We start from the raw sequence: 14,460 nt of genomic DNA on the forward strand, positions 1-14,460 counted from the left end.
TTTACCTGACAAACCAAGCATTCCTTGAGCAACTTCGCGCAATGAATTGCATTTTTCTAAACAGCAAAAAACCAGACTAAATAAATGATCTTGACTTTTAAAACTTTTCACATATCTGTCTGAATCATATTTCTCAACAGCTTTCTGAACCATTGAATCATCTATTAAAGAAATCAGCTGTCCGAAAACAGACTTAGTCGAAAAATACTTATTTTTACCCATCGTTATTTGAATTTTGCAACTCTAAATTACGATTATTTTAAGAAGCCATTAATTTGGCTTCTTTTTTATCGGACAACAATGGTTTTTTTATATAATAAATCAACTTCAATATATTTGTTTTTATGTCCTAAATTGAAATCAAGCATTCCAGAGAGTTCAAAATGCTTACTCATGAGATGAGTATTCATTTCAGTAAATGAAGGTTGATTTGTATAAAGTTGTTCTAAATTAGCTTCAATTATTATATAATCTATGTTTTTTAATGATTCTTCAGCCCCTTTTAAGACTTCTAATTCATAACCTTGAACATCTAATTTTAACAACGTAATTTCAGCCTTTACACTATTTGTCAATAAAAGAGAATCTAGCGTTTTTATTTCTACCTTAATCTGCGACAAGTCATTCTCTTGTTTTGGGTAGTGAATATTGTCCGAGCTGATATCTAATATAGAACTAATATGACCGTATTTGTTTTTGTTGAAATTAATCACTCCCACTTCGTTTCCTAAAGCAAGGTTATGCGTTTTGATTTTTTTATTGGAATCGAATAATTTTTCGATTTTTAAATACAAGTCTGGCAATGGTTCAAAGGCGTTTATTGCTGCATTAGGATAAAAATGGCTAGCGACTTTAGAGAATTGGCCTGAATTAGAACCAACATCAATAATATTATCTAATTGGGGCACCATTTTTTTTAAATTAGAAACAACTTCAAATGAAGCTATGGAAAAGAGTTTTCCTTGAACTAACTGTAAAGCCCATTTAGACTTTGCAACAATAAATAACTGTTTGATCAGTGTAGAATACCTCATTATTTTTTAATTATCTAGTGCTTGTTTTAACTTAATTTTAATAGTGCAAGATAAAATAAAACCTAAAACAATATCCTGTTTAACACTACTATTTTACTTCTATTGTTTAATTAAAGATGCCTACTGATTATGAGGTTTTACAACTATTAATATGGTACATTTTATCACGAAATGGAAGCTAAATTGTGGCATTTAGGGTTCCATTTACAAGCTTTAGAAAATAGATTCTATGATACAAAGACAGGAGAACAGCTGGAAGTTGACGCTATATTCTCTAAAATAAATCAATAAAATTGTTTGCTTTTTTTATCAAATCTTTCTCGAACTGTGGTAATACACTTTCGAGAGCAAAATTTGCTACCACGTATTGTCTTGCTCTTAAGCCCATTAATTTTCCCGTTTTGGGATTTTCTTTTAATTGGAGTAGTGCTAGTTTTACCGTTTCAATACTGTTTTCATGGATATAAAACCCACCTTGAGAATGCTCAAAATTGCTCTTTATTTCAGAATCTTCGTGGCCAGTAACTATGGAAGGCTTTGCGCTTGCCATCATTCCTAAAATTTTTGAAGGCATTACTAGATCTTTGAACTCTGGTTTTTGAAACAATACATGAACATCTGCCTGACACAACAAGTTATTTAACTGATTATAAGGTACTGGCGGACAATAGGTGAAATTACCTAGGATTTGTAACTGCTGCACAATTTCCTCTCTTTTTGCGCCTTCACCAACCAAATAAAAATGGAATTCAGGATGCATCTGCATTGCTGTTACGAACTGCATGTAGAAATCCCAGTCTTGCTTTTCACCAATGTTACCTGAGTAAAGGATGTTGAATGTAGTAGAACTAGTAAATACCTTATTCTCTTGGGCAGTTTCAGGATTTATCATAGAATAATCGATCCAATTTGGAAAGTAAATTCGATCAACGTTAGATTTCTGCGCTAATTTGATCATCATGCCTTTACTGATCGTACTATTACAGTCCGCTCTGTTTAATGTCCATTTCTCAATTTGAAATAAAATCTTAGAGATGATCTGATGCTTAGACGGTACCTTAGTTTTCAAGGCAGCATCAAATTCAAAATCCTGTATGTGAATCCATAACATCCCTCCCTTACTTATTTTTAAAAACCAACCTAAAATAATGGAAACTGTGAAAGGCATAACGACAATAATCACATCCGATTTTTTGATTTTTAAAACATTAACAACAGAACCCACAAGGAAATGAGCCATTTGAAGGACTCTTTTGAAAAAGGTTGGTTTTGCGGGTGTGTATTGCTTGAATCTATATACTGTGACGTGGTTGATCGTTTCTTTCGAAAAAAGGGGGCTATTAACATATTCAGCATGAACCTTCCATTGCGGATAATAAGGAACGCCAGTTATAATACTAACTTCGTGTTTGAGCGCCAAAAATTCCGCCACACCAGTTGTGTATAAACCAATCCCGCTGTCCTCTGGGAAATAATTATGGCCAATTATAGTAATTTTCATAGTTGCCGTTTATTTCCTAATTGTTTCTAAAATGATACTTTCTAGAGTAGTAAGAAATTTGGTTTCAGTAAACCTCTGCCTAGCATAGACTCCGTTTGCTATTGCTTTTTTTTGTAATTCCTCCCAATTTGAAATTGTGAATTTCAATTTTAAATACAGATCTTCTTCACTTTTTTCGATACAAAATACAGCGTTTTCCTCTGAACAAATATCGGGAATTCCGGCATGTTTTGTAGTCAGTATTAAGGCATTAAAAGCCATTGCCTCTAAAATACTAATAGGTTGTCCTTCCATACTGAAAAAGGTAGGTAGACAAAAAACATTTCCCCAAATCAACAAGTCTTGCTTGGCGGTTCCGGAGACAATTCCTAGATAGGACACATTACTTAAATCTGCTAGTAACCCATCTACATTGTTGTCTTTAATCTTGTTTCCTGCTATTTTAACTTCTATAAATAGACCTTCTTCATTCAATCTTTTAATCACTTTAAGCAACAGGTTTATCCCTTTTTCTTCTAATAAATTACTTAAGAAGAAAAGTCGAATTGTGGAAAAATCTTTTTGCTGTAACACTATTTCCTCAGAAAGCAATAATTTATCTTCTACAAAATTATACAATTCATAAACAGCCTCTTCCGCAATAAATGGAGTCAAGTTGTCTCTTAATGAAGTAGAAAGTACGATTCCTGTATCGAATGAAGCAATGATTTTAAAAAAAAGAGTCTTTTTTATTCCATGTAACGAATGATATTCTTTTTTTAGGTGGTTGCTGTGCAAATGAAGGAGTATCTTCTTGTTTAAAATTTTCGCCAAAATGATGAAAGGGGCATATTTTAGGACGCCAAAAAATGTAATCCCAATAGTGATATAAACGGCATCGGCTGGGAAAATTTTGTAACTCTGTAAATAAGTCTTTAGAAAGTTCAACTTCTCAAATGAGAAAGTACCGATGGCGCTATTAACAGCATCTGAAAGTTCCGTATTTATTTTTTTTACATTCCAACCCCTCTTGGCTAAGCCATTTGCAACAACTTCGTTGGACAAACTGATTCCTTTTGGTGGACCTGGAAAAGGGCCAATGATAAGCAAGTTCTGTCTCATTTTGAAATGTTTTTATCAAACTCCGAAGTGTAAATAAACATACTTGTAATAAAGGAGTAAATAATTATTCCGTTTTGCCGTTCCAAAACACTTTCGAAAAGAAAAACAAAAATAAAAAATAATAAAAAGACGATTGCTTCCGCATTTTTTCGCTTCATAAAATTTCGAAATAAATAAGCTACTGAAAATAAATACAAAAGAATACCAATAACGCCAGTAGCTAATCCTATTTGAAGATATTGATTGTGTGCATTATAATTTTCTTTAGATAAAACTGCATATCCATCCAAAGCTAATTTTTTGCTTAAAACTTCTTGGGCATCTCCTACACCATATCCTAAATAATTTGAATTTTTAATTACTTTTTCACTTGTATTCCATAAAATATACCTAATTCCAGAGGAGGTTTCCTTGTTATTTACCACTTTACTAGTGTCAAATAGTTCTAAAAAACGACTTCTGATTTCGGTAACACAAAGTGATACTAAAAATAGTCCAATAAAAACAAAGACCAATTTAGCGGTCTGTTTCTTGTCGTTTTTGAGGAATAATAAAATACCGGATAAAATAAAAAAGGAAACGATTACACCTTTTCTAGCTAGTATTAAAAGTCCAAAAATTAAAATTAGAAACAAAAAAAAGTTTAATATTTTGTTTCTAAAACCTTCTATCAAAATAAAAAACAAGGCAATTGAAAAAAAGATTGAGCTATAAATGGGATGTTCATTCAAACCCCAAAATTCATAAGTTATAAAGGAATAGTAAGTATACAAATCCAGTTTTTGACTAAAATAACCCAGTTGGAATAAGTAAATAAATAGCAGACTTGAGTAGATACTGGCCGCAACAATAACCGTTTTACGAAATATTTTATTAAAAATAATTTTTGTTTCTAGGGTCAAAAAAGAATATCCAAGCGGAATCAGGACAATGGGAATACAACGAATTAAAATTGTAAAACCCCTTTGAATATTTTCCGAAAAAAGTAGGCTGACTGCATAGCCAATGAAGAAAATACCACATATAATTAGTGTTTTTATCTCAATTTTAATGTTTTTTCTGTTTTTAAAAAGTGAAAAAAGACTCCAGACAAAAAAAACAAATACCGTTAAAGGCTTTATTTTAAAAGGCAATAACACAAATAAACCACAAAAAAAAGCAACATAAGGCCCTACTTTTTCAAGTGTAAAATCTTTTATCTTCATGCTCATTGTTTCTGAAAATTACTAGAATTTGTTTTAAGAGGCATTTTAATTTTAACTCTTTTTAAAATAAAATAAAGCATATAAAGTGCCATCGAATAGTAGATAAAACGATGGGAAGATCTTAGGTTGTATTCAAAACTATGAACTACATATAAAGCTAATACTAAAAATTGGAGTACTGCCCAAAAATATTTTTTATGAAGGACTTGACTTTTTATAAAAAAATCTACCGCCGCAAAATAATAACCCAATAGCGAATAATAAAAGATACTAAAAAGTGGATATTTAGCCAGTTCACCTATGGCTGTATAGGGAGCAATTTCATTTATCCTGAGTTTTGAGGCAATTGCATACCAGTTTGTCAACCTTCCAGGTAATGGGTTTAATACGGTGACTAAATTACTAATAGAAGCGTTTTTATAAACGTGAATAGTCTCCGAAGTTGCATAAAATCCAAAAATAAACGTATAATAAATATTCATGATTGTATACTTGAACAGAATCTCCGGTTTAGAAACCGTTGCCTTCAAATAGGGAATAAGCCCATGTGTATTGGACTCCAATCGCAGCGAAATATTATACCCAAAAAAAACAATAACAAAAGGAATAAAGAAAACAAAAAATCTTTTGGCACGCTCATGATTCAAAAACACTGAATAACTCAATCCAAATGCTACTAAATAAATTGTTGCTGACCTACTCCCCACTCCTATCCCAACGGTCATCGCAATAAAAAAAGCCGCTAAAGCAAGAGATCTATTTTGCCTATAAAGCGTACCTGACAATAGGCAAAGAACAATAAATAAATTTTGATAAATAATTTTAAAAATTGAATTGTCCTTAGGGATATATTCGACTCGATAAAACAGCATTGAACCATAATCAATGTAAACCAAAACGATACAAACAATAGCTATCGCAAATATTACGATGGAAATTTGATTAGTATTGAGATTTATATTTTGAACATTTATGATTTTGATCCGCTGTTTTGCTAGAGTAAAATACGATTTATTCAAAAAGGAATATAAAAAAACGCCTATTAAAAACAGTAAAAGCATTTTTATGTAAACTAAAAAGGCTCGGTTAAACTTATTTTTTCCAATAAAATCAAATTGAAAAAAATTAAATTTCTCATGACTAGGATAGAAATTATGATATAGAACCGTTGAAACTAAAACCCCAATAAAAAATAACACAAAAACATCAACAGGAGACAGCAAAAATATTTTTCGCTTCCAATAGAGCATCCCTACCAGCAAGAACAAAAAAAATAAAATTACGATCATCATTCTATGTTTTGGAAATACTAGCTTCTTTCAAGCGCTTTAATTGCAGCGTTTGTATTGTAAAAATTGGCTGTATGTCCTACAATATACATATAGAGCTCGCCCTCTTTCTCGTCCATTAAGGAAATTTGAGGACTCGATTCTGGTCCTTTGAATACTTCAATAGAATACGTTGGTGTTTTGTAAACTGGAATACTTTCAGCATTTGTAGCTTCATACCATCCAGAAGCATTCTTTCCTACAAATACCTTTCCTGTTAACCGGTTTAAAACTACTAAAGTATACTCATTAGCCTCTACTTGATAGAGTTCCATTTGATATTTTTGTTTGTTTACAATTTCTTTTAGACTGAAAGAATCCGCTTTCTTTTCCTCCTCTTTACAGGATACTGCCAATGCTAAAACAAATATCAAATAAATATACTTTTTCATTTTTTAGTTTTTTTTAATTCAGATTTTATACAAATATAGTAGCTATTTTTAATTTTCATTATTAAATCACATTATAATCGTCACCTTTTAATATCGTTTCCTGTATCTTATTTTATGTTCTAATTACAATAACGTTTTCTTTTTAACAGCAAAATAAAAAATAAGTAAAACCATGATTATATCTACACTAACACGAAGGCTGACTAAATTTTTAAAACTCATTTGTCCCATAAAGTACAGCATTAATACTACAAATATATAAATCAAACAAGAAAAAACAAGAGCGTAATTATATTGTTTTAATGCCCCAAAAGCTACTAATGAACAACTTCCTATGATGATGGAACTACTGATTACTGGTATCAATACTACCAATGATTTTAGTAAATAGGCATATTTCCCCATAGGAATCCCGCCAAAAAACATCATTAATTCTTCGGAAAAATAATAAATACTTCCTGCAAAGAACAAAGCACTGCAGATTGTAAAAAGAACTAGTTTTTGTAAAAATAGTTTATTCCTTGTACGCACAATGGATGGAAAAACAGCTTGTTGAATGACTTCAAAAGGAAAAATAAAAGCGAAAATAATTTTAGAAGCTATGTCAAAACCGGAAACTAAATTTTTAGAACAGAAATAACCAATTAAAAAGATAGTGCCAAAATTTAAAAAAAGTGTTGAAAATCGTCCTAAAAAAAATAAGTAGCCTTCTTTTAGGTAAAACTTCAGCGTCGCTAGGGGAACGATTATGAATTTAAAGTTGGATACTTTTTTCAAAAAATAAAATCCCAACCCTCCCCAAACTAAGTTCGAAACTACCAAAATATATATATAGACTACGATATGATTTGCATTTTTTACAAACAGTATCGTAAGAATAACCAATAAAGATCTGGAAATAACACTTACGATAGCGATGGGTTTCATTTTTTCGATTCCTTGAAAATACCAAATTGGAAATAAAATTTCTCCAATTCCCATCAGTAACATAAAAAATAGCAGATGGGCAACTTTTGCTATTTCATCATTAAAAGAAAATAACCCCAGCAGTAAAAAACCAAAGACAAATAATCCTGTTTTTATGGTTAAAATGGCAGAAATAATTTCGTCTATCTTAGCCTTATTTTGTTTGTTTTCAACAATATATTTTGCCACATACATATCAAACCCAAAATTAACCAATATTAAAAAGTATTGCGTAAATGAATCAACCCAAGTAAGAATGCCATAGCCTTGTTCTCCTAAAGTCCTTATTAAATAACCCAACAAGATATACTTTGAAAGTATATTGGTAAACTTAATAACACTAAAATAAAAGAAGTTATGTGCTACTTCATTACTGAATGATAGGTATATTTTTCTCCACATTTACTTTCAAATTAGTTCTGTTTCCTTAGCCTAAATTGTTTTGTCCCATGTTTTAATTTCAATATCAAATGTCTTTTTGATCTTGCTTTTATCTAAAACACTGTATCGAGGTCTGTACGCAGGGGTTGGATACTTAGAACTTGGTATTGGTTTTAAATCAATTTTGATGTGATTAACTTCAAATATTTTTTGAGCAAAATCAAACCAACTGCATGCTCCTTCATTACTGAAATTGTAAATACCGAAGGTGTTCATTTCTGGGTTTTTATTAGTAAACAAAATAATCTGTACCAATGCATTCGCTAATTCCACCGCATGTGTAGGTGTTCCTATTTGATCATCAACCACTGCTAGCTCGTTTCTTTCTGTGGCCAATCGCAACATGGTTTTCATAAAATTATTCCCAAATTGCGAATAAACCCAAGATGTTCTTACAATAAAATAGTCTTGTAAAATGCTTTGAATAGCTTTTTCTCCGTCTAATTTAGTTTGCCCATAAACGCTTTTTGGATTGGGAGTTGCGTCTTCGGTGTAAGGTGTTGTTGCATTTCCATCAAAGATAAAATCCGTAGAAACATGAATTAATTTGGCTTTGAACTCTTTACAGGCCTCCGCTAAATTTTTAGCACCGGTCAAATTGATTGCAATCGCTTTATCTGGCTCACTTTCGGCCTTATCAACGGCGGTATATGCAGCTGTGTTAATACAAAAATCAGGCTTAATTGTGTTGAAAACGGACGCTATTGCTACTTTTACAGTAATATCGAGTGCTTTAGAATCACAAAAAACAAAATCAATTTGAGGGTATTTATCGGCAACAAATCGAAGGGACTGTCCTAATTGTCCATTCGCACCTGTTACAAGCACTACCAAGCGCATTTCGCATGCTGTAAGGTTGGTAACAAGTGGTCCTTTTCAGAAATAACTAATTCTGATACCGGAAATTGCCAATCTATATTGAGTTGAGTATCGTTATAGCTAATTCCTCCTTCTGAATCCTTGTTGTAAAAATTATCACATTTATAAAAGAACGTGGCGGTGTCACTTAATACTAAAAATCCATGTGCAAAACCCCTTGGTACAAAAAACTGCTTTTGATTTTCGCCAGAAAGTACCACTGAAATGTGCTGTCCAAAAGTCAAAGAATCCGGTCTAATATCGACCGCAACATCTAAAACTTCGCCTTGTAAAACGCGTACTAATTTAGCTTGTGCATGAATTCCAGTTTGATAATGCAACCCTCTAAGTACGCCTTTAGTTGAAAAGGACTGATTGTCCTGAACAAAATGAACTTCTTGATGGACTCCTTCTTGAAAGGTATTCTCGTTGAAACTTTCCATAAAATAGCCCCTTTCATCTTTTATGATTTTAGGTTCTATAATATAACATCCTTCGAGTGTAGTAGGTATAAATTTCATAATTAATTTTAAATAATATCTAGCAAATGCGTGCCGTAGCCACTTTTTAGTAACGGTTGTGCTATTGCTTTTAACTGTTCGGCATCGATATACCCCATGGTATAAGCAGCCTCTTCAATAGAGCCTATCTTGAGTCCTTGGCGCTCTTCAATAACTTGTACAAACTGGGATGCCTGCATCAAAGAGTTAAATGTTCCCGTATCAAACCAAGCTGTTCCTCGGTCCAGAATACTAACTTTTAGTTTTCCTCTCCTAAGATATTCCTTATTCACATCTGTAATTTCAATTTCTCCGCGTTGACTCGGTTTAATATTGGCTGCAATATCAACAACGTCATTGTCATAAAAATAAATTCCTGGTACTGCATAATTCGATTTAGGTACCAAAGGTTTTTCTTCAATAGAAAGTACTTTACCATTAGTATCAAAATCAACTACGCCATAACGCTCTGGATCATTCACATGATAGGCATAAATAATCCCGCCTTCAGGATCATTATTAGCTTGCAGTAAATCAGACAAACCCGTTCCGTAAAAAATATTGTCTCCTAGAACCAGGGCCACTTTGTCTTTGCCAATAAAATCCTTGCCTATGATAAAGGCTTCTGCTAAACCGTTTGGGTGTTCCTGAACAGCGTATTCAAAACGACAGCCCAAGTTAGACCCATCACCAAGCAATTGTCTAAATAGTGGTAAATCATGCGGTGTAGAAATAATAAGTATTTCTCTAATTCCTGCCCACATTAAGGATGATAGTGGATAGTAAATCATGGGTTTATCATAAATAGGCATCAATTGTTTGCTTACGGCTAACGTCAGTGGATGCAAACGAGTTCCTGATCCTCCTGCTAATATTATTCCTTTCATAGATTACAATTAAAGTTCAAATTATATTGCTATTTGTTGTGCCTTAAACATTTGCTTTTTATAAAAAGCGATGAAAAATGAAATAGAAATGAAAATAAAAATAAATAAAAACGGCAGTATTAATTTCATTTTGCCATTAATAGAGGCTGTATTTTCAATATTTATAGCGGTGCTATTCTCTTTTATTATTTTATCCGAAGTTAACAACTTAATTTTTAAGTTTCCAATTTCTGTAAGCAATGATTCTTTCGTTTTAATGACATCATTCAATTGCGTATTTTCATTGTAGTAAACCAATTTATCACTTTTTTGATTGTTTCCAGCTGTAGCATTCGAAAACTCGTTTAAGATTCCGTCTATTTGAGAAACAATTCCCTGGTTGGTCTTTATCCTTTCTTGAATATTAATCACGGACGCTTTCTGAATTTTTGTATAGTAATCGCTCGTGTTTAAATAGTTTAAAATCGGTTGGATCCCCTTTTCATTATTAGTTATTCCCTTTGTTAAAAAAGTAATAGTATGAAAAGTATAATTCTTACTGGTGGTCGTTTCCTTCACAATGGATTTTAAATCTCCATCTTCTGCCATTAACTTTAGCAGTGCAAAATTTTGGTCGCTGTTATTGATAAAACTATAAACGTCGACAATGGGTTCAATAGAAATTTTTGTTATTTTAGTTGGCTCTAGAATACCGATTGCTTTTAAAAAAAAAGTATCTCTTTCCTTTACTTTAGCAGCTAATAAATCAATTTTTGCATATAAATAATCCGTACTACCAAAATTAGGAGCTACAATAACCTCACTTTTATAATTCTTATTTCTCTGGTCTATAAAAAGTCCCAGGGCAAGACCAACTACAAACAAAATCAAAATTACTCGTACATTCTTGACAAAAAACCCAATACATCTGAATAAGAAAGTATTAAAATCTTGTACAAAATCGCCTATTTTTTTTGAAATTTGAGTTAAATCTATTTCCTGTTCTTGTGAATTATTGGGCACGTTTGGACTCATCTATAGTATTATTTTGCGTTGAAAATTTGTTCCAATATTTTAATGGTAATCAAATAGGTTGGTTTTACACCCGTAGTTCCTAGTCCTCCTGAAGCTAATGTGCTTCCGGTTTCCAAAGGATTATCAGAGGCATAATATGCATATCTTACCTTAACATCATGAGGTACACTCTTTCTGATTTTGGAGGCCGATTGAATCGCTTTTTGATAATAAGAACCTTCCATTTCCAATCCGATAATTCCCCAAGTCGATTCATGGAAAAACTTCAATAAATCTCTATTTTGCAATGACGTTCCTAATACAGTAACCATTGGACCTGCAAAAACAGCAATGTCGTTTCCTTCAAACATTGCAGCTGTTAATTCATTTTCGAAAAAATAATTATCCGCCGTTCCTTCATTGATGTGTGCATTTGGAATCATAATATCCCCTTTTCCACCTTCCAGAATTCCAGCTTTCCCCATGATAGAAACCGATTCCACATTTAATAAAATGTCTTTTTTAAACGGTTTCAACAACTCGTCAATGGTTTCATACGCTTGTTCTCCAAACGCGTAATCCATAACAATAAGCACTGGTTTTTTATCTCCCGTATTTGCCTTTGGAAATGACGTTTTTGCCCAATCCATTTTAGCAGTATCAAAAATTTGCACATCGATATTTGTTCCTGATGTATCCGGCAACGAAATCATTCCGCATTTCAACGCAACTTCTTCCACTTGGTTTCGAACCGCATTCGCACCGGACTTACTCAATTCCTCATAAATAAAGAAATCCGATTTGTCTTTGAACTTGGTTTTCAAAACTTCCGTTGCAAAAATAGAGTTCATCACACTGTGCATGTTCGCACTGATTACGTGAATTGGTCGGTCTAAAAGTTGGTTTTCTTTCAAAACTTCCTTGATGTTGGTAGCCCAAATTTCCCCGTGAATGTGGTGACCCAAACGCTCTCTCAAAATAGGACTAAAGGTGATTGTTCTCTTGTTATCATCTACAATTTCTTCAATGGCGAGTTTTCCCAACCAAAAGATGACATGCAAGAAACGATCTGGCGCAGCAGCTGAACCAAAAGCATCATAAATATCCAATACTTCCTCAAATGTTCTTCCCAGAATATTGGCGGCATGCGAAATGGCTTTCTCTTTTTCTACCAAAGTCAGTTTCTTCTTTTGTGAAACTGCTTGTTCCAGTTTGAACCAGTCGCGAGAAACTTCGCCGGCATCATCCAGTAAAACTCGGTTTCTAATTTTGTGTGATTCGATGAAAATGAAAGTCAAATGCGTCAGAATATCATAAATATCAGAGCGTCCTCTTGTAATCTCCACATTCATTTGTTCCTCATCGATACGGTAACAATTACGACGTCTTTTTGGAGGTACAATCGCCTGAAAATGCGATTTAGAATACCCTTCTTCCGAAGTTAAATTGATAAAACGACATTCTTCAATTCCTAGCGGAAGTCGTTCAATAACATATAAAAGCCCGTTCAATTCTACTTTTTCTTCGGCAATATTCCCATAAATTTCTGGTCGCAGTGCTAATAATGCTTCTCGTAACGTATCCCCTGAAATTCCCATAGGTTTGTAAAATCCCCTATTGAAAAGGTGACGCATCGTAATGTACATTTTTTCAATTGCTGCAGATGATTCTTGCGCTCTGGAACGTGATATATTTTTTGTTTCTTTCATTTTCTACTTATTTTCTAACCTGCAAAGGTAAGACATTTATTTATTTTTTAACAAATCCACAATGTTTCTATCATTAGAAAGTCTCGGGATTTTATTTTGTCCCCCCAATTTGCCAATCGATTTCATATAGTCCTGAAAACCGTTTTTAACGACTTTGGTAACCACCACTTTTCGCAACACTTTGCCCACAATCAAATCAGCGTAATACATGTTCTGTTTTCGCATGGCATTGTCCAGCGCTTCCGCAAAAGATACGCTGTCTTCCGGTTCGTTTTCAAATTCAATAAACCATTCATGATACGGCAATCCCTCTGCTGGAGTGATTTGTGGTGCCACGGTAAACTCATTGATTCGAATGGTAGTTCCAAGAATTGCTTCCTGTAACGCACTTTCCACTTCTTTACCAATTACATGTTCTCCAAAACCCGAAATATAATGTTTGATTCTTCCCGATACAATTATTCGGTACGGTTTTAAACTGGTGAACTGAACGGTATCGCCAATATTATAACCCCACAGTCCTGCATTGGTAGAAACTATCAAAACATAATTCACTCCCAATTCTACTTCGCCAATCGTATAACGTTTTGGCTTTTCATTAGAGAATTCATCCGATTTTATAAATTCATAAAAAATTCCGGAGTTTAAAAGCAGTAACATGCCGCGTTCCTTTTGTGAATCTTGGTAGGCAAAAAAGCCTTCCGAGGCCGGAAATAACTCGATACTGTCTACTTTTCGTCCAATAAGATTTTCAAATTTTGCGCGATACGGTTCATAATTGACGCCGCCGTAAATAAACAAATTGAAATTTTTGAAGATTTCACCCACTGGCTTCCCTCCTTTTTGATGCAATTTTTCAAAATACATTTGCACCCAAGAAGGGATTCCTGAAATGACCGTCATGTTTTTATCAAAGGTTTCCTCGACAATTGCATTTACTTTGGTTTCCCAATCCTCGATACAATTCGTTTCCCATGAGGGCATTCGGTTTTTTTGAAGGTAATTCGGAACAAAATTGGCTACAATTCCAGACAAGCGACCTAATTTAACTCCGTTTTTTTCCTCTAATAATGGACTTCCTTGCAAAAAAATCATTTTCCCGTCAACAAAATCAGCTTTTCCAGTTTCGTGAATGTAATGAAGAATTGCATTTCGAGCCGCCTCAATATGAAAAGGCATGGATTCTTTAGTCAGCGGAATGTATTTTGCTCCCGAAGTAGTTCCAGAAGTTTTAGCAAAATAAAGGGGCTTGCCTTTCCAAAGAATATTTTCGGCACCTTTCACTACTTGATCTACATACGGTTTCAACGCTTCATAATCGCGTATTGGAACTTGTTTTGCAAAATCCTTCTCGTTTTTTATCGTTTCAAAATGATGGTCTATGCCAAATTGAGTCTTTTTTGCAGCTATTATTAATTCATGCAACACCTTTTTTTGAGTTACAATAGGATTAGTAGCCCACAGTTGTGTTTTCTTGTATATTTTTTGTGCAAATATTTTTGCTGCAATTGATTTTATCGACATTTTGATTTTATTCTTTAAAAA

At 33.2% G+C, this 14,460-nt stretch carries 14 protein-coding genes; all 14 read right to left on the reverse strand.

The window, feature by feature from the left end; all coding sequences use genetic code 11:
• Positions 1-222 (reverse strand): DUF4372 domain-containing protein (locus BLS90_RS09400; protein WP_139171405.1); only part of this gene is annotated, 222 nt, incomplete at its 3' end.
• Between the two features lie 65 nt (positions 223-287).
• A complete protein-coding gene (locus BLS90_RS09405) occupies positions 288-1,034 on the reverse strand; it encodes an FkbM family methyltransferase (protein ID WP_091257404.1) in 747 nt (248 codons plus the stop codon).
• A gap of 274 nt (positions 1,035-1,308) precedes the next feature.
• Positions 1,309-2,535 (reverse strand): WcaI family glycosyltransferase, encoded by a 1,227-nt coding sequence (locus tag BLS90_RS09410; protein WP_091257405.1) that lies wholly within the window; start codon positions 2,533-2,535, stop codon positions 1,309-1,311.
• A gap of 9 nt (positions 2,536-2,544) precedes the next feature.
• On the reverse strand, positions 2,545-3,636 hold the full coding sequence (locus BLS90_RS09415) for a glycosyltransferase family 4 protein (RefSeq protein ID WP_091257406.1): 1,092 nt from the start codon (positions 3,634-3,636) through the stop codon (positions 2,545-2,547).
• Positions 3,633-4,271 (reverse strand): O-antigen ligase family protein, encoded by a 639-nt coding sequence (locus BLS90_RS16870; protein WP_175455462.1) that lies wholly within the window; start codon positions 4,269-4,271, stop codon positions 3,633-3,635. The genes BLS90_RS09415 and BLS90_RS16870 overlap by 4 nt, the downstream gene beginning before the upstream one ends.
• Before the next feature lie 572 nt (positions 4,272-4,843).
• Positions 4,844-5,902 carry a hypothetical protein gene (locus tag BLS90_RS09425; RefSeq protein WP_139171406.1) on the reverse strand — a complete coding sequence of 353 codons (1,059 nt, stop codon included), beginning with the start codon at positions 5,900-5,902 and terminating at the stop codon, positions 4,844-4,846.
• Between the two features lie 248 nt (positions 5,903-6,150).
• Entirely contained in the window at positions 6,151-6,561 is a 411-nt protein-coding gene (locus tag BLS90_RS09430; protein ID WP_091257409.1) for a hypothetical protein, read from the reverse strand.
• A 123-nt stretch (positions 6,562-6,684) separates the two neighbouring features.
• Positions 6,685-7,929, reverse strand: coding sequence for an oligosaccharide flippase family protein (locus BLS90_RS09435; protein ID WP_091257410.1), 1,245 nt, complete (start codon positions 7,927-7,929; stop codon positions 6,685-6,687).
• A 30-nt stretch (positions 7,930-7,959) separates the two neighbouring features.
• Positions 7,960-8,808 carry a dTDP-4-dehydrorhamnose reductase gene (gene rfbD, locus BLS90_RS09440; RefSeq protein WP_317039400.1) on the reverse strand — a complete coding sequence of 283 codons (849 nt, stop codon included), beginning with the start codon at positions 8,806-8,808 and terminating at the stop codon, positions 7,960-7,962.
• Entirely contained in the window at positions 8,796-9,347 is a 552-nt protein-coding gene (gene rfbC, locus BLS90_RS09445) for a dTDP-4-dehydrorhamnose 3,5-epimerase (protein WP_091257411.1), read from the reverse strand. Before rfbC ends, rfbD begins: the two co-directional genes overlap by 13 nt.
• An 8-nt stretch (positions 9,348-9,355) precedes the next feature.
• On the reverse strand, positions 9,356-10,213 hold the full coding sequence (gene rfbA, locus BLS90_RS09450; protein ID WP_091257412.1) for a glucose-1-phosphate thymidylyltransferase RfbA: 858 nt from the start codon (positions 10,211-10,213) through the stop codon (positions 9,356-9,358).
• Positions 10,214-10,234: 21 nt separating this feature from the next.
• Positions 10,235-11,227: a hypothetical protein gene (locus tag BLS90_RS09455; protein ID WP_091257413.1), complete on the reverse strand. Its 993-nt coding sequence runs from the start codon at positions 11,225-11,227 to the stop codon at positions 10,235-10,237.
• Between the two features lie 8 nt (positions 11,228-11,235).
• Positions 11,236-12,915 (reverse strand): DUF6909 family protein, encoded by a 1,680-nt coding sequence (locus tag BLS90_RS09460; RefSeq protein ID WP_091257414.1) that lies wholly within the window; start codon positions 12,913-12,915, stop codon positions 11,236-11,238.
• 36 nt (positions 12,916-12,951) lie between these two features.
• Complete coding sequence (locus BLS90_RS09465) at positions 12,952-14,439, reverse strand: GH3 family domain-containing protein (RefSeq protein WP_091257499.1); 1,488 nt, start codon at positions 14,437-14,439, stop codon at positions 12,952-12,954.
• Positions 14,440-14,460 lie beyond the last annotated feature (21 nt).

This window comes from Flavobacterium omnivorum (genome assembly GCF_900099915.1).
Classification (GTDB): domain Bacteria; phylum Bacteroidota; class Bacteroidia; order Flavobacteriales; family Flavobacteriaceae; genus Flavobacterium; species Flavobacterium omnivorum.